Genomic DNA, 16,142 nt, shown 5'->3' on the forward strand with positions numbered 1-16,142 from the left:
GCTGATTAGTCTGCAGGTTGCAGCAACACCAGTTTCAGGTGTTCCTGTTCTACCGGACGTAGCGTCACCTGCTGATATTGAATCAAGCCTTGCGTCGGATGTTGAAAGGCGCGCTGTCCGCCTTGTCTTTCCAGCACATCATGCTGTTTCCAGAATGCTGCAAACTCTGCACTGGCATTGCTCAGTTCGTCGATGAGTTTCTTGATTTCAGGCTCTTCCAGCCGTGTGCGGCTGTCCGCTCTGAATTCTGCCACCAGTCTGCGCGCGCGCATGTCCCAGTTCACTACAAACTGTTTTGCCGCCGGATGCGCAAACACAAAGCGTAGCAGGTTAGGGTGTTCGCCAGCAGGCCACTCAATATCCAGTAGTCCGCTAAACAAATCACTTGCTGCGGTATTCCAGGCCAACATGTCCCAGGTGCGGCCCATGATGTACGCCGGAATCTGGATGTGTTTCAGCATGGTCACCAGGGTTTCCGGCGCCGTATCAACTTGGTTCTGGTGTGCATGCGGGTCACGGCGGTCAGCCATGTCAAACAGATAGCTACGTTCAGACTTGCTCAGTTTGAGTGCATTGGCCAGGCGGTCCAGGGCTTCGGCCGACACATTGACTTCGCGCGCTTGCTCTATCCAGGTGTACCAGGTAGCGCTGATCCCTGCCAATTGAGCCACTTCTTCGCGTCGTAGCCCTTGGGTGCGACGGCGAACGCCTGACGGAAAACCAAAGGCTTCCGGGCTGCCACGCTGGCGCATGGCTTGTAAAAATTCTGCGAGTTCCTGGCGTCTTGAATCCATCTTTTCCTGTTGAGCATCAATTGCTTGCGTGTGCAGCGGCTGTTTAAAGTGGTAGTTTCAATACTAGTATAAATCATATTCTTGTAAGGGTATTGAAACTTAGGTATTCTGCGCAGGTTATTTATTTTGTGTGGTTTGAAAGGAACTGTCATGGCAGGTAAAACGCTGTACGACAAATTATGGGATTCGCATGTGGTGCGTGAAGAAGCAGACGGCACCTGTCTGATTTACATTGACCGCCATCTGGTGCATGAAGTGACCAGCCCACAGGCTTTTGAAGGCTTGCGTTTGGCCGGGCGTAAACCATGGCGTAATTCCAGCATTGTGGCTAACCCTGACCACAATACACCGACCAAAGACTGGGACAAAGGCATTGAAGATCCAGTGTCCCGTTTGCAGGTGGAAACGCTGGATAACAACATCAAAGAGTTTGGTGCCTTGGTGTATTTTCCTTTTAAAAACAAAGACCAAGGCATTATTCATGTGATTGGGCCTGAAAATGGCACGACCTTGCCTGGTATGACCGTGGTCTGTGGCGATAGCCATACCTCAACTCATGGTGCCTTTGGCGCGTTGGCGCACGGCATCGGTACCTCAGAGGTTGAGCATGTCTTGGCTACACAAACCCTGGTCGCGAAAAAATCCAGGCGCATGCTGGTGAAAGTCGATGGCCAATTGGGCAAAGGCGTGACGGCCAAAGACGTGGCGCTGGCGATTATCGGCAAAATCGGAACCGCTGGCGGTACGGGTTACGCGATTGAGTTTGGCGGCGAAGTGATCCGTGGCTTGTCCATGGAAGGCCGCATGACGCTGTGTAACATGGCGATTGAAGCCGGCGCTCGTGCGGGCCTGGTGGCCCCGGATGAGAAAACATCGGCTTACCTTGAAGGTCGCCTGCATGCGCCTAAAGGCGTGCATTGGGCGCAAGCTGTGGCTTACTGGAGCACCCTCAAGTCCGACGCCGATGCCGAGTTTGATACCATCGTAACATTGAACGGTGCAGAGATTGCCCCGCAAGTGACCTGGGGGACATCGCCTGAGCAAGTGCTGCCCATCGGCTCCACTGTGCCTGATCCTGCCCAGGAAGCCGATGCAACCAAACGTACCAGTATTGAAAATGCGCTTAAATACATGGGCTTGACTGCCAATACCCCGATTGAGCAAATTCAGCTCGATAAAATCTTTATTGGTTCCTGCACCAACTCGCGTATTGAGGACTTGCGTGCCGCTGCCAGCGTCGCCAAAGGTAAAAAAGTGGCCAGCAATATCAAACTGGCGATGGTGGTGCCGGGCTCTGGTCAGGTGAAACGTCAGGCCGAAGCTGAAGGCTTGGACAAGATTTTTATTGAGGCTGGTTTTGAGTGGCGTGAGCCTGGCTGCTCCATGTGTCTGGCCATGAACTCAGACCGCTTGAGCCCTGGTGAGCGTTGCGCTTCAACCTCTAACCGTAACTTTGAAGGCCGTCAGGGTCCGGGCGGACGTACGCATTTGGTCAGCCCTGAAATGGCGGCAGCTGCTGCGATTGCCGGTCATTTTGTTGACGTGCGTAGCGCCTAAGAGGAGAACATTATGAAAGCATTTACTACCTTGAATGGGCTGGTTTGTCCGCTGGATCGAGCCAACGTGGACACTGACGCGATTATTCCCAAGCAGTTCTTAAAATCAATCAAACGCTCTGGCTTTGGCCCGTATTTGTTTGACGAGTGGCGCTATACCAACTATGGCGAGCCTGGTATGGATTGCAGTACGCGTCCATTAAATCCGGACTTTGTCTTGAACCAGCCGCGTTACCAAGGTGCACAAGTCCTGCTCGCGCGTGACAACTTTGGCTGCGGTTCTTCACGTGAGCATGCGCCATGGGCGATTGAAGACCAAGGCTTCCGCGTCATTATTGCGCCCAGCTTTGCCGATATTTTCTTTAATAACTGCTATAAAAACGGTATTTTGCCCATCGTGGCTGCTGCCGAGCAGGTAGATCAGTTATTCAAAGAATGCTTTGCCAATGAAGGGTATACGCTGAATGTCGATCTGGTAGCGCAAACCGTGACCACGCCTTCTGGCCAGTCATTCAGCTTTGAGATTACACCGACACGCAAGCACAATTTGCTCAATGGCCTGGATGAGATCGGCCTGACCTTGCAGCATGCAGATGAAATCAAAACGTTTGAAGAGAAACATAAGGCTGCACAACCCTGGTTGTTCGCATAAAAACGTAATTCATCTGCGACAAAATGAATTGGCGTTGTTGCGCGGTGCTCGAAATCCTTATGTAATCAGTGTACATTCCGGTTTCTGCGCTCCGAGCGCCTAGCCACGCCATCGCTCGCGACGGTTTTTCATCGTTTTTATTGAGATTGTATATATAGTTAGGAAAAAATAATGGCATTGAATATTGCAGTGTTGCCAGGCGATGGCATCGGCCCGGAAATTATTAAACAAGCCCTGCGCGTACTGGATGTGTTGCACAAAGAAGGTCTCGAAATGACCTTCACCGAGGCACCGTTGGGTGGTCAGGCGTATGACCAGTTCGGTCATCCCTATCCAGAGTTTACGCAAAAAGTTTGCCGTGCAGCGGATGCTGTTTTGTTGGGCGCGGTAGGCGGCCCACAGTATGACACCCTGGACCGTCCATTGCGTCCAGAGCGCGGTTTACTGGCGATTCGTAAAGACTTGGGTCTGTTTGCCAACTTGCGTCCAGCGGTGCTGTTCCCAGAGTTGGCCAACGCTTCTACGCTGAAACCTGAAGTGGTGGCTGGTCTGGATATCATGATTGTGCGTGAACTGACCGGTGACGTCTATTTTGGTCAGCCACGCGGCATGCGCACCAACGAGCAGGGCGTGCGCGAAGGTTTTAATACCATGATTTACAGTGAGCCAGAAGTCCGCCGTATTGCGCACGTCGCTTTCCAGATTGCGATGAAGCGCCAGAAAAAACTGTGTTCAGTAGACAAGGCCAATGTGCTGGAAACCACCGAGTTCTGGAAAGAAATCGTGATCGATGTAGCGAAAGAATATCCGGAAGTCGAGTTGAGCCATATGTATGTGGACAATGCCGCCATGCAGCTGATTCGCAACCCGAAACAGTTTGACGTGATGGTGACTGGTAACATTTTTGGTGACATCCTGTCTGATGAAGCCTCCATGCTGACTGGTTCAATTGGTATGCTGGCTTCTGCATCCTTGAACGAGAGCAAAAAAGGCCTGTATGAGCCATCACACGGTTCTGCACCGGATATCGCCGGCAAGAACCTGGCTAACCCGATTGCGACCATTTTGTCTGCGGCCATGATGTTGCGCTACAGCTTTGATAATGAAGCTGCCGCCACCCGCATTGAAAATGCGGTGAAAAAGGTCCTGGCAGCGGGCTACCGTACCGGAGACATCTACGAAGAAGGCACCAAACGCGTGTCATGCTCCGAGATGGGCGACCAAATCGTAGCGGCCATGTAACACGGGTTGCGCGGGCGGATGTAATTTCATCACGCTCGCGCAGATTTAGCTGTGATATAGTCCTTTGCTTGTTTTGCAGCGTATTGAAATTAAACAGGAATTTAAAAATGGCGCAATTTGATAATGTCAGTGTAAAAAAGAAAGCTAATGTCTATTTTGATGGCAAATGTGTGAGTCACACCGTGCTGTTCCCGAATGGCACGCGGTGTACCGTAGGCGTAATTTTTCCGAGTACATTGACCTTTAATACAGGCTCCCCGGAGTTGATGGAAATCAACGATGGTGTTTGCAAGGTACGCCTGAAAGGCGAGGAAAACTGGACTACCTACAAGGGCGGTGAGAAATTCACGGTACCGGGTAATTCCAGTTTTGAGATTGAAACAGTAGAGACCGTAGACTACGTCTGCCACTTCGAATAATTGCGATTGCTCGGCATGACTGCGTTGGTCGCGCTGGTCGTACTAAATGTACTGCCTGCGCGCTTCCGCCTTGTCCTGCCATCGCTTGTGAGGTTTTAAAAAAATGCCTAGCTTTGATATTACATCCGAAGTCGATATGGTTAATTTGAAGAATTCGATTGATGCTGCCAGCAAGCAGATTACCAATCGCTATGACTTTAAAGGCACTTCGGCCAACATCGAGTTTAACGAGAAAGACAAAGTGATCACTTTGTTTGGGGATAATGATTTTCAGCTGGATCAGGTGAAAGATATTTTGCTGCCAGCTATGGAAAAAAAAGAGCCAGAGTCTTCCAAGCGACTGGAGCACAAGGATGTGCAAAAGGTGTCTGGTAACAAGGTCAAGCAGGAGTTGATTGTGCGTGATGGCATTGATAGCGACCTGGCCAAAAAAATCACCAAGCTGATTAAAGACAGTGGCATGAAAGTCCAGGCCACCATTCAGGGCGACACCGTGCGCGTGAATGGGGCGAAGCGAGACGTCCTGCAAGAGGCGATTGCATTTGTGAAAAAGAGTATTACTGATTTTCCGTTGAAATTTGGTAACTTTAGAGACTGATGACGATAAGCATCAGTCATTTGAGGAGAGGATGATGTTTAAAACGTTAATTTTGGGTGTAATCACTGCATTGACCTTGGCGGCCTGTAATACCATTGACGGCATGGGCAAGGATCTGGAAAAGGCTGGCGAAGCCGTGCAAAAGTCAACCAAATAAGGGTTGAATCAAAATTATCTGCGTTTATCCGCACGGCTGTGCGGTTAACAATAAAGGTTGAATATGTTGAAGGTAGGGTTTGTAGGCTGGCGTGGCATGGTGGGTTCTGTGCTGATGCAACGCATGCGTCAGGAAAATGATTTTGCGGATATCGAACCGCAGTTTTTCACCACCTCGCAAGCAGGCGGTGCAGCACCCAATGTGGGTAAATCATCTCCCGCGCTTAAAGATGCGAAAAATATAGACGCATTGAAGCAGATGGAGGTGATTGTCACCTGCCAGGGCGGCGATTACACCAGTGAAGTGTTCCCGCAATTGCGCGCTGCCGGCTGGAACGGTCACTGGATTGATGCTGCCTCGACCTTGCGTATGGAAGACGATGCCGTGATTATTCTTGATCCGGTCAATATGCATGTCATTAAAGATGCGCTCGCGAATGGCGGAAACAACTGGATAGGCGGCAATTGCACGGTTTCGTTGATGTTGATGGCGCTCAATGGCTTGTTCAAGGCCGATCTGGTTGAGTGGGCAACGTCCATGACCTACCAGGCTGCGTCTGGTGCCGGTGCACAAAATATGCGTGAATTGATTACGCAAATGGGCGTGGTCAATGCCTCTGTGGCTGACTTGCTGGCCGATCCTGCTTCTGCGATTCTGGATATCGACAAACAGGTGGCCGATACCATCCGCAGTGAGGCGCTACCGCAATCCAACTTTGGCGTGCCGCTTGCCGGTAGCCTGATTCCCTGGATAGACAAGGATTTGGGCAATGGTCAAAGCAAGGAAGAGTGGAAGGGGGGCGTTGAGACCAACAAGATTCTGGGGCGCTCGGCAAATCCGATTGTGATTGATGGTTTGTGTGTGCGCATTGGCGCCATGCGTTGCCATTCACAGGCTTTGACGCTCAAACTGCGCAAAGATGTGCCGCTCGATGAGATCAACCAGATGCTGGCGGAAGCCAACCCCTGGGCAAAGGTGATTCCCAACGAACGCGAAGTGAGTATGCGTGAGTTAACGCCAGCGGCGATTACCGGCACGTTGACCACGCCGGTGGGGCGTTTGCGCAAACTGGCAATGGGTGGCGAATATCTGTCCGCGTTTACAGTCGGCGACCAGTTATTGTGGGGTGCCGCCGAGCCATTGCGACGCATGTTAAGAATTTTGGTAGAAGCTTAAGTAGTTTGTGAAGTAGCAGCCCGTAAAGCTATGATTTATCAATGAAATCATAGTCTTTTCGGGCTTTTGCTTTTTTGGGGCTAGTGTTTAATGGATGCGAGATACTAAAAACAGTGTATTTATTGCCTGCAAGCCGTCTGCACGCGCTTGCGTGGCTGTCTGAATGATGCTATTTTGACAAAAGCCATGAATGAAAAAAGGGTGAATCGGTGCGTAAAATTCAATTAAAAAAAATAGCCTTTGCCTTGAGTCTGGGTGCTGCCATGTCAGCGCATGCTGCCGGATTGGGTACCATCACGTCCAGCTCAAAACTGGGGGAACCACTCAATGCTGAAATCGAGCTGTTGGCCGTCACGCCTGCAGAGTTGAGCAGCATTCAAGCTGCGCTTGCCAGTGAGCAGGTATATCAGGATCAAATGCTGGAAAAGCCTGCGGCTTATCCATTCATCAAAATTGAGGTTGGCAATAATACAAAAGGCCTGCCTATCCTCAAGTTGAGCAGTACACAACCGATTACAGAAGCCTTCCTGGACATGCTGATCCAGGTAGACTGGCCGACCGGTCGCCTGGTAAAAGAGTACACCTTACTGTTAGACCCGCCCGGTTTTAACTCTAATTATGCTGCCGAAGCTGCGGCGACGCCCACGGTGAAACAGCCAGAAGCTCAACCTGCGCCAGCCGTGGCCGCTGAGAGCCGTCCTGCAGAAAACAGGAGTGCGAAGGCGCCGACTGCAGCCAAGCCAGCGGTCAAAAAAGTCGAGCCTAAATCACCGGCTCAAGACACTGCCTCTGAGGCGCAAGCGTTGACGACAGAGCGTGGTGATACGCTATATGCCATCGCGCGCCAGATGAAGCCAGAAAATGTCAGCATGGATCAAATGCTGGCTGCGCTTTATCAATCCAATCAGGACGCTTTTGACGGTAAAAACATGAACCGTCTCAAGGTAGGTAAAATCATTCGTCTGCCTGACCAGGCAAGCCTGGAGCGTCTGAGTCGCAAGCAAGCGCAGCAAGTGGTGGCTGAGCATACGGCCAACTGGCTAGCTTATAAAAATACGCTGGGCAAAGTGGTTAAGGAAAGTGCGCCTGCCCAGACCGGTGGCAACACTCAACAATCTGCAGGCAAGATTGGCAGTGCGGGTGACAAACCATTGCCACAGTCCAAGCCAGCCAAGGATGTGTTAAAGCTTTCGGCAGGTGACGAAAAATCGACTTCGTTGACTGACAAGGCCAACAGTAAGGCCTCCGCGACTGCTGCACAAGAGGACGCGACCGCCAAAGCGAATGCGATCAAAGAAGAGCAAGCACGTGCTGCAGCGCTTGAGAAACAAGTGGCCGACATGAAAAAGCTCGTGGAAATGAAAAGCAATGCCATGGCACAGGCTGAAAAAAATGCTGCGCAGGCAGCGTCTGCATCCAACGCTGAACAGAATAAAACGGCTACCGAGCCAGTTAAGCCTGAACCAGCCAAGTCAGAATCTACAACCTCTGCCCCGGCTAAAGCAGAAGCAGATAAGGCCGCTGGTGAGAAAACTGAGCCGGCTAAAACCGAGTCACCCAGCACTGTTGCAGAAAACAAGCCAGCGGCACCACCGGTTGAGCCTGCGCCTGAAGTTGCGACCACCCAACCCTCATTTATGCACGTGTTGCTTGAGCGTCTGAAGTCAATTAACCCTGTCTTGCCATTTGCCTTGATTGGATTGCCTATCTTGCTTTGCATTTGGGCTGTGATCCGTATTCGTCGTAAAAAGCAGATTGATAACTTTGAAGACGTGATTGTGACCTCGCCGGCCACTGAAATGCAAAACAATACAGTGTTCGGGGATACACAAGCGGCTGCTTCGGGCGACACTTCATTTCTGACCGACTTCTCGCAGAGTGGGGTAGGCGGCATGATTGACTCTCATGATGTTGATCCGATTGCCGAGGCTGAGGTGTATATGGCCTATGGCCGCGATGCGCAGGCCGAAGAAATCCTCAAAGATGCCATTCAAAAAGATCCTGACCGCCATGAGCTCAAACTTAAACTGCTGGAAATTTATCAGGCAAGCGCGAATAAAGGCGCATTTGAGTCGTTGGCCAGTGATCTTTATGCCAAGCTGGGGCCGGCTGACAGTACCTGGGCAAAAGTGACGGCCATGGGACAGAAGCTGGACCCTGAAAACAGCCTATATCAGGTCAGTGCAGAGCCCGTCAGTGCACCGGAGGATAGCAATGCCAATGCTGCCAGTGCAATTGAACCCTCTGCTCCCGCCCAAAATGAAGAAGGCTACCATTTCAATTTTGAGGCTCCCGCTTTAGAGTTTGAGTCTGCAAATGCAGCGGTCTCGGCTTCAGGCGAGCCTGTTGAAACGTCTCAGAATAATGAGGTCGCCGAAACTGAGAAAAATGAGGCTGAGGCTGCCATTGGTATGAGCCAACAAGCGGAGGACGAGCCATTGGTTTTTGAGCCAGCTGCGTTGGCTGAAACTGATGTTGCAAAAGAAACCCTTGCACAGCCTGGCGCAACAGCATTAACGCTCGAGGATGAGCCGTTGTCATTCACCGCGCCCGAGCGTGTTGCAGCTGAACCGGAAGTGTCAACTCTCAACAGCACTGGGCTTGAAGATGTGGCAGATTCTGTAAATGAGGCAGCCGCTACCGACCCTGCGCTGCAGGTCGCCAGTGCCGAGGCTGAGTTGACCCCAAAATCACTGGATTTGCCATCACTCAATCTGGATGATGCTGAACAGACTGCGGCGCCATTTGCCGCGCCTGCTAATTCAGTCAGTGGCGAGCCTGCATTGTCCAATGAAGACGCTGTATTCGAGTCGCTGCCGGAGCTCTCTCTGGAATTGGGTGGGCCTAACGATGCAGCCGGAAATGATCCTGAGGACTTGTCATTGGACGATCTGGATATGGAAGCTCCGGTGGCCTCATTGAATGAGCCCGTTGCGCCAGAGGCTGCTGCTCCTGAAGCTGAGTTTCCTGAGATTTCCCTGGATGTGAGCGAAGCAGTGCCTGCGCCAGCCGAAGATCCGGTCGACGAGCCCGAAGAGGTCAATACCAAGCTGGATTTGATTCAGGCCTATATTGATATGGAAGATGTCATTGGTGCCAGAGAACTGATCGAAGAGGTGATGGCAGAAGGTGGTGAACGCCAGCGGCAACGCGCCAGTGAGTTACTCGAGAAAATTGCATAATCAAAGGCCGGGTTTCCGGCCTTGTTTTTGTGTGCCTTGATTAGGCGTTATCGCACTCAGCCCTTATACTAGGCGCCATGAAAATTGCGATTGGCATAGAATATCATGGCGCTCACTTTCAGGGCTGGCAAAGTCAGCCCAATGGTGCCGGGGTACAGGATGCATTAGAGCGCGCAATTGCGCTGGTTGCAGGCGAACAGGTGCGTTTGCATGCGGCGGGACGGACGGATAGCGGGGTGCATGCATTGATGCAAGTGGCCCACTTTGAGACTGCTGTGGCCAGGCCCTTGAGTGCCTGGGTGCGTGGCAGTAATGCACATTTGCCGCCTTGGGTACGTGTATTGTGGGCAAGCGAAGTCGCTAATGATTTTCATGCCAGGTTTAGTGCACGGGCACGCAGTTATCAGTATGTGCTATATAACCACCCGGTTGCGCCTGCGAGTCAGCATGGAAGAGTAGGCTGGTATCATCGGCCACTGGCGGTTGCCGCCATGCAGCAGGCTATGCAAACCCTGCTTGGCGAGCATGATTTCAGTGCGTTTAGGGCCAGTGAGTGTCAGGCCAGTAGCCCGGTGCGCACCCTCTCTCAGGCAGCGCTTAAGGCGCAGGGGCGTTACCTGATTTTTCACTTTCAGGCCAATGCTTTTTTGCAGCATCAAATCCGTAATATGGTCGGCGCCTTGATCTATGTTGGACAAGGGAAGCTGGATGTCTCAGCGTTTGCCGAGCTGCTGCAACATCGGGATAGACGGCTTGCTCCGCCCACCTTCATGCCCGATGGTCTGTATTTTACCGGCGTTCAATATGAGGCCGCCTGGCAATTGCCGCCATGCAGTGCCGATTGGGATGCATTCAACACGGATTGAAACCTGACTGAACAACATGAGAAGAACCAGAGTTAAGATTTGCGGGATTACCCGGTTAGAGGATGCGCTGGCGGCGATCGCTGCTGGCGCAGATGCGTTGGGGTTTGTATTTTACGCGCCCAGTCCGCGTGCGGTGAGCGCTGAGCAGGCAAGGGCGATTGTGGCTGCGTTGCCTCCATTTGTCAGTAAAGTGGGATTGTTTGTCAATGCGCCAGCCGACGAGGTGCGCCAGGTGATTGTCACGACCGGTCTGGATTGTTTGCAGTTTCATGGCGATGAGTCTGCGCAGGATTGCGCGCAATTTAATCTGCCATATTACAAGGCAATCCGCGTCAAACCAGGGGTAAATTTGATACAATGCGAGTCTGATTTTGCTTCTGCGAACGCTTTGCTACTGGATACCTATTCTGAAAAGGCTGTGGGCGGAACCGGCGAAACCTTCGACTGGTCACTGATCCCGTTGCAGATGCAAAAGCCCTTGATTCTCGCTGGCGGATTGCAAGTAGAGAATGTGGCGCAAGCTGTTGAGCAGGTTCAACCCTATGCCGTGGATATTAGCGGCGGTGTGGAAGTACAAAAAGGGATAAAGTCCCCACAAAAAATAGCTGCATTCATGCGGCAGGTCGTGCAGGCAGATGCTGTACATAATGGGCGGTTTGAGTAACGAGATAGATACGGAGTAATACATGCAAGTCTATGATATGCCAGATGCGCGTGGCCATTTTGGTCCTTTTGGTGGGGTTTTTGTAGCTGAAACCTTGGTCGAGGCGTTGGAAGAACTGCGCCTGATGTATGAAAAATACCGTCACGACCCTGAATTTCTGGCTGAGTTTGCTTATGATCTCAAGCATTTCGTCGGTCGCCCCAGCCCGATTTATCATGCCAAGCGTTTGTCCGACAAAGTCGGTGGCGCTCAAATTTACCTCAAGCGCGAAGACCTGAATCACACGGGCGCGCATAAAATCAATAACACGATAGGTCAAGCCTTGTTGGCTAAACGTATGGGTAAGCCACGCGTGATTGCCGAAACCGGGGCCGGTCAACACGGCGTGGCTACAGCTACGATTGCAGCCCGTTTGGGCCTGGAATGTGTGGTCTACATGGGCTCGGAAGATGTGAAGCGCCAGGCGCCTAACGTGTTCCGCATGAAGCTGCTGGGAGCGACCGTTGTGCCGGTTGAAAGTGGCTCAAAGACGCTCAAAGATGCCTTAAACGAAGCCATGCGTGACTGGGTGACCAATATCTCGGATACGTTTTACATCATTGGTACCGTTGCCGGCCCGCATCCTTACCCGATGATGGTCAGGGACTTTCAGGCTGTGATCGGCATGGAAGCCAAACAGCAGATGCAGGAAATGCTGGGTCGCCAGCCCGATGCTGTGGTGGCCTGTGTTGGTGGTGGTTCCAACGCGATGGGGATCTTCTATCCCTATATTGATGTAGAAGGCGTACGCCTGATTGGCGTAGAGGCGGGTGGTCATGGCTTGACCACTGGCCAGCATGCCGCACCTTTGACTGCAAACAGCCCAATCGGTGTCTTACATGGCAACCGTACGTATCTGATGCAGGATGAAGACGGCAACATCATAGAAACGCATTCGATTTCTGCCGGCCTGGATTATCCCGGTGTGGGTCCTGAGCATGCCTGGTTGAAAGACATCAAGCGCGCCGAGTATGTGGCCATTACGGATGATGAAGCCATGGCTGCCTTCCATAACTTGTGCCGTACCGAAGGCATTATCCCCGCGCTGGAGTCCAGTCATGCCTTGGCTTATGCTGAAAAGTTAGCCAAAACCATGTCACCAGATCAGGTTGTGTTAGTGAACTTGTCTGGACGCGGCGACAAAGATATCAACACCGTCGCAAGCTTGGCCAATATTACATTGTGATGCGCAGCCGCCAGGGAGAAAGACCTCTCTGGCGCATGTGCATCTTTCATTTTCTGAACCCTTAAAAACACAGATTCTTATGTCCCGTATTCAATCGGTTTTTGCCTCGCTCAAGGCGCAAAACAAAAAAGCATTGATCCCCTATATCACAGCAGGTGACCCGCACCCCGATCAGACCGTGCCTTTAATGCATGCGATGGTTGCTGCTGGCGCAGACATGATCGAGCTTGGCGTCCCTTTTTCTGATCCGATGGCGGATGGCCCCGTCATTCAGCGTGCCAGTGAGCGCGCGTTGGTGCACAAAATGGGCTTGCGTAAAGTGCTGGGCATGGTGAAGACCTTCAGGGAAACCAATCAGCAGACGCCGATTATCCTGATGGGTTACGCTAACCCCATTGAAGCCATGGGCGCTGCAGAATTTGTTGCATTGGCGCAAGCCTCAGGTGTCGATGGCGTGTTGACTGTGGATTATCCGCCTGAAGAGTGTGATACGTTCAATCAAACGCTCGCAGCTGCAGAGATAGACAGCATTTTCCTGTTGTCTCCGACGACAGAGCCTTCACGTACCGAGCTGATTGTGAAACAGGCGACTGGATTTCTTTACTACGTTTCGCTGAAGGGCGTAACTGGTGCGGCCAACCTGGATATCACTGAAGTGAAAAAACGCGTGGCTGAAATTCGTCAACAGACAAGTTTGCCCATAGGTGTAGGCTTTGGTGTGAAAGATGCGGCCACCGCGCGTGAAGTGGCCGCGATTGCCGATGCGGTGGTTGTCGGTAGCCGGATGGTGTTGGCGATTGAACAATCCGATGCGGCAAACTTGCAGGCAAATGTACAAGCCTTGGTAAAAGAATTACGTACTGCGATTGACTCTGTTTAAGCTGTGATGAACAGGTATTCAGAGATCGTCATCTATCAGTAGGAGAAGTTATGAGTTGGTTAGACAAGATTCCCCAAAAGATTAAACGTGCGGTAGGCTCGGTACAGAAGCGTAACGTGCCCGAGGGCTTGTGGCATAAATGTGATGCCTGCCAGACCGTGTTATACCGGACCGATCTGGACGCGAACTTGGAAGTCTGTCCGCAATGTGGACATCATCATCGTCTGGGCGCGCGTGATCGTTTGAACGTCTTGCTGGATGAAGCGGGGCGCGTTGAAATTGGTGCCGATGTCACCCCCGTGGACGCACTCAAGTTTAAGGATAGTAAAACCTACGCCGAGCGGATGAAGACTGCCCAGCGTGATGTCAAAGAAAAAGATGCACTGATTGTGATGCGCGGAACGATTGAAGGCGTGCCTGTCGTTGCTGCCGTGTTTGAATTTAAATTCATGGGCGGCTCTATGGGCTCCGTTGTTGGTGAGCGTTTTGTGCGTGGGGTACAAGCAGCCATCGAGCAGAAGTGTGCCTTTATCTGTATCTCTGCCAGTGGCGGTGCGCGCATGCAAGAGGGCTTGCTCTCATTGATGCAAATGGCCAAAACCAGTGCGGCATTGACCAAGTTGTCCGAAGCAGGCTTGCCTTACGTGTCGGTGTTGACTGATCCGACCATGGGTGGGGTTTCTGCCAGTTTTGCCATGCTCGGGGATGTGGTTATCGCCGAACCGAATGCCTTGATCGGCTTTGCAGGCCCGCGTGTGATCGAACAAACAGTACGTGAAACCTTGCCAGAGGGCTTTCAGCGTGCAGAATTTTTGCTGACGCATGGTGCGATTGACATGATCGTCGACCGTCGTGAAATGCGTGGCAAATTAAGCCAGGTGTTATCCAGCTTGTTGAACATTGCCAAAGCTGCCTGATGTCCACTGTGATACCCGAGCATCCGCAAACGGTTGAGGATTGGCTCGGTTATATTGAGTCATTGCATCCCAAGTCTATTGAGATGGGCTTGGGCAGGGTGCAAGCCGTTGCGCAGCGATTACAGCTCACTTTTCCATTCACCGTCATTACGGTGGGTGGCACCAACGGCAAAGGCTCGACCTGTGCCATGCTGGAGCACATTTATACTGCGGCCGGTTATCAGGTCGGCTGCTATACTTCCCCACACCTTGTGCACTATCAGGAGCGCGTTCGCTTCAACGGGCAAGTCATTGCTGATGATTGCTTATGCCAGGCCTTTTCCGCCGTCGAGCAGGCGCGGGGCGATATCACGCTCACCTATTTTGAAATGGGGACGCTGGCGGCCTTATGGGCGTTTGAACAACAGGCGCTGGATGTCGTGGTGCTGGAAGTCGGCTTGGGCGGACGCCTGGATGCCGTGAATATCGTCGATGCCGCCTGTGCCATTGTCACCAATGTAGACCTGGACCATATGGAGTATCTAGGGGATACGCGTGAATTGATTGGCCGCGAGAAGGCTGGCATCTACCGGGCTCAGCAGATCGCCATCTGCGGCGACGCCGAACCGCCGCTGTCCTTGCTTGCCTATGCAGAACAATTGGGCGTTAAGTTATACCGCTACGGTAGTGACTACCAGATAGACATCCGCGAGTCACAATTCGCGCATTATGAAGATGCGTTCGGCGTGTTGGATATTGCCAGTTTGCGTTTGTATGGCCGCTACCAATGGAATAATGCCGCCAATGTAATTTTTGCCGTACGTGCATTGCAATCACAGTTGCCAGTAACTTCTTCGGTCATGTTACAGGCGCTAATAGACACCGAAGTGACCGGGCGTTTTCAGTATTGGCAACGCTCCCCCGACATTATTCTGGATGTCGCCCATAATCCACATGCTGCGCGTGCCTTGCGTGATAATCTCCAGCAGCTTAGTACCGGTGGTGGACGCGTCATCGCGGTGTTTTCCATGTTGTCTGACAAAGACATCGCCAGTGTTGTCGATATCCTGCACGATGTCTTTGACGAATGGCATATTGCCCCGATTGCGCATCCGCGCGCGGCAGACATTCAAGAGTTAAACACATATCTGGCCCATCAGGTTGCGCCTGATCGGCTGCATACATATGCCACGTTGCCAGATGCCTTGCGAAGCGCCTATAAGAAAGCAGCGAAAAATGATAAAATTATCGTATTCGGTTCCTTTTTTACCGTGGCCGCAATCCTTGAATTAACGCCTGATCAGTGGGGCTGCTAGAGAGCGTCCTGCACTTGAAATCTGCTGAGTGAGAACTTCAACACATTATGGCGAGAGATGCTTTGACTGAAAATGAGCTGTTGCTCAAGAAAACTGCCCGCAGGCGGTTAGTGGGTGCGGTCACCCTGGTAATTCTGATGCTGATTATCCTGCCGTTCGTGCTCAAGGACAGAGTCGTGGATACCAGCCAGGAAAATGTCGAAATCACTGTGGTAAACCGCCAGGCGACCCGGGAACCGATTTTAGAGCTGCCAGAAGATGAAGTTGTGCTTGATAATGAAGCCGCGCCTGCAGGCAATGAACCCACTCCCACTCAAGGTGTAAAACCCGTTGCGACCGAGTCCGCAGCGTCTGCCCCTGTTGTAGCAGAAACACCAAAGCCTGCGAAAGTCGAAGCGGCGCCTGTTGTGACTGCCGAGCCTGTCGTTGCCAAAGTTGAACCCAAAGTTGAACCCAAAGTTGAACCCAAAGTTGAACCCAAAGTTGAACCCAAAGTTGAACCCAAAGTTGAACCCAAAG

At 51.9% G+C, this 16,142-nt stretch carries 15 protein-coding genes and 1 pseudogene; 15 read left to right on the forward strand and 1 reads right to left on the reverse strand.

From position 1 onward, the window contains the following. Window positions 1-5: 5 nt before the first annotated feature. Window positions 6-794, reverse strand: coding sequence for a helix-turn-helix transcriptional regulator (locus tag ACT53G_RS03220; protein ID WP_194746848.1), 789 nt, complete (start codon window positions 792-794; stop codon window positions 6-8). Window positions 795-944: 150 nt separating this feature from the next. Here ACT53G_RS03220 and leuC point away from each other — a divergent pair, with 150 nt between their 5' ends. From leuC to ACT53G_RS03295, 15 genes and pseudogenes are all read left to right on the forward strand, one after another. Beyond that, window positions 945-2,351, forward strand: a complete 1,407-nt coding sequence (gene leuC, locus ACT53G_RS03225; protein WP_476168694.1) for a 3-isopropylmalate dehydratase large subunit — start codon at window positions 945-947, stop codon at window positions 2,349-2,351. Between the two features lie 12 nt (window positions 2,352-2,363). Then, window positions 2,364-3,002: a 3-isopropylmalate dehydratase small subunit gene (leuD, locus tag ACT53G_RS03230; protein WP_194746846.1), complete on the forward strand. Its 639-nt coding sequence runs from the start codon at window positions 2,364-2,366 to the stop codon at window positions 3,000-3,002. Between the two features lie 177 nt (window positions 3,003-3,179). Beyond that, window positions 3,180-4,244: a 3-isopropylmalate dehydrogenase gene (leuB, locus tag ACT53G_RS03235; protein ID WP_476168769.1), complete on the forward strand. Its 1,065-nt coding sequence runs from the start codon at window positions 3,180-3,182 to the stop codon at window positions 4,242-4,244. Between the two features lie 107 nt (window positions 4,245-4,351). Then, complete coding sequence (ppnP, locus tag ACT53G_RS03240) at window positions 4,352-4,663, forward strand: pyrimidine/purine nucleoside phosphorylase (protein WP_194746844.1); 312 nt, start codon at window positions 4,352-4,354, stop codon at window positions 4,661-4,663. A 103-nt stretch (window positions 4,664-4,766) separates the two neighbouring features. Further along, window positions 4,767-5,261, forward strand: coding sequence for a YajQ family cyclic di-GMP-binding protein (locus tag ACT53G_RS03245; RefSeq protein ID WP_194746843.1), 495 nt, complete (start codon window positions 4,767-4,769; stop codon window positions 5,259-5,261). Between the two features lie 34 nt (window positions 5,262-5,295). Further along, window positions 5,296-5,418 (forward strand): entericidin A/B family lipoprotein, encoded by a 123-nt coding sequence (locus ACT53G_RS03250; protein ID WP_313989020.1) that lies wholly within the window; start codon window positions 5,296-5,298, stop codon window positions 5,416-5,418. A gap of 63 nt (window positions 5,419-5,481) precedes the next feature. Continuing rightward, window positions 5,482-6,594, forward strand: coding sequence for an aspartate-semialdehyde dehydrogenase (asd, locus tag ACT53G_RS03255; RefSeq protein WP_476168695.1), 1,113 nt, complete (start codon window positions 5,482-5,484; stop codon window positions 6,592-6,594). Between the two features lie 209 nt (window positions 6,595-6,803). Continuing rightward, window positions 6,804-9,776: a motility hub landmark protein FimV gene (locus ACT53G_RS03260; RefSeq protein ID WP_476168696.1), complete on the forward strand. Its 2,973-nt coding sequence runs from the start codon at window positions 6,804-6,806 to the stop codon at window positions 9,774-9,776. A gap of 77 nt (window positions 9,777-9,853) precedes the next feature. Further along, window positions 9,854-10,642, forward strand: a complete 789-nt coding sequence (truA, locus tag ACT53G_RS03265; RefSeq protein WP_476168697.1) for a tRNA pseudouridine(38-40) synthase TruA — start codon at window positions 9,854-9,856, stop codon at window positions 10,640-10,642. A gap of 16 nt (window positions 10,643-10,658) precedes the next feature. Further along, on the forward strand, window positions 10,659-11,306 hold the full coding sequence (locus ACT53G_RS03270; RefSeq protein ID WP_476168698.1) for a phosphoribosylanthranilate isomerase: 648 nt from the start codon (window positions 10,659-10,661) through the stop codon (window positions 11,304-11,306). A 22-nt stretch (window positions 11,307-11,328) separates the two neighbouring features. After that, window positions 11,329-12,531: a tryptophan synthase subunit beta gene (trpB, locus tag ACT53G_RS03275; protein WP_338657548.1), complete on the forward strand. Its 1,203-nt coding sequence runs from the start codon at window positions 11,329-11,331 to the stop codon at window positions 12,529-12,531. Between the two features lie 79 nt (window positions 12,532-12,610). After that, window positions 12,611-13,411: a tryptophan synthase subunit alpha gene (gene trpA, locus ACT53G_RS03280; RefSeq protein ID WP_313989032.1), complete on the forward strand. Its 801-nt coding sequence runs from the start codon at window positions 12,611-12,613 to the stop codon at window positions 13,409-13,411. Window positions 13,412-13,461: 50 nt separating this feature from the next. Next, window positions 13,462-14,328, forward strand: coding sequence for an acetyl-CoA carboxylase, carboxyltransferase subunit beta (gene accD / locus ACT53G_RS03285; protein WP_476168699.1), 867 nt, complete (start codon window positions 13,462-13,464; stop codon window positions 14,326-14,328). Beyond that, window positions 14,328-15,623, forward strand: coding sequence for a bifunctional tetrahydrofolate synthase/dihydrofolate synthase (gene folC, locus ACT53G_RS03290; protein ID WP_476168700.1), 1,296 nt, complete (start codon window positions 14,328-14,330; stop codon window positions 15,621-15,623). Before accD ends, folC begins: the two co-directional genes overlap by 1 nt. A gap of 62 nt (window positions 15,624-15,685) precedes the next feature. Continuing rightward, a pseudogene (locus tag ACT53G_RS03295) lies at window positions 15,686-16,142 on the forward strand (SPOR domain-containing protein); the annotation flags it as partial.

It is taken from the genome of Methylophilus sp. DMC18 (assembly GCF_056314005.1).

Coding starts and splice junctions, on each gene's coding strand:
- ACT53G_RS03220 (WP_194746848.1), bottom strand. CDS start 794: ATGGATTCAAGACGCCAGGAACTCGCAGAATTTTTACAAGCCATGCGC.
- trpB (WP_338657548.1), top strand. CDS start 11,329: ATGCAAGTCTATGATATGCCAGATGCGCGTGGCCATTTTGGTCCTTTT.
- ACT53G_RS03250 (WP_313989020.1), top strand. CDS start 5,296: ATGTTTAAAACGTTAATTTTGGGTGTAATCACTGCATTGACCTTGGCG.
- asd (WP_476168695.1), top strand. CDS start 5,482: ATGTTGAAGGTAGGGTTTGTAGGCTGGCGTGGCATGGTGGGTTCTGTG.
- truA (WP_476168697.1), top strand. CDS start 9,854: ATGAAAATTGCGATTGGCATAGAATATCATGGCGCTCACTTTCAGGGC.
- leuC (WP_476168694.1), top strand. CDS start 945: ATGGCAGGTAAAACGCTGTACGACAAATTATGGGATTCGCATGTGGTG.
- ACT53G_RS03245 (WP_194746843.1), top strand. CDS start 4,767: ATGCCTAGCTTTGATATTACATCCGAAGTCGATATGGTTAATTTGAAG.
- leuD (WP_194746846.1), top strand. CDS start 2,364: ATGAAAGCATTTACTACCTTGAATGGGCTGGTTTGTCCGCTGGATCGA.
- ppnP (WP_194746844.1), top strand. CDS start 4,352: ATGGCGCAATTTGATAATGTCAGTGTAAAAAAGAAAGCTAATGTCTAT.
- ACT53G_RS03270 (WP_476168698.1), top strand. CDS start 10,659: ATGAGAAGAACCAGAGTTAAGATTTGCGGGATTACCCGGTTAGAGGAT.
- trpA (WP_313989032.1), top strand. CDS start 12,611: ATGTCCCGTATTCAATCGGTTTTTGCCTCGCTCAAGGCGCAAAACAAA.
- accD (WP_476168699.1), top strand. CDS start 13,462: ATGAGTTGGTTAGACAAGATTCCCCAAAAGATTAAACGTGCGGTAGGC.
- folC (WP_476168700.1), top strand. CDS start 14,328: ATGTCCACTGTGATACCCGAGCATCCGCAAACGGTTGAGGATTGGCTC.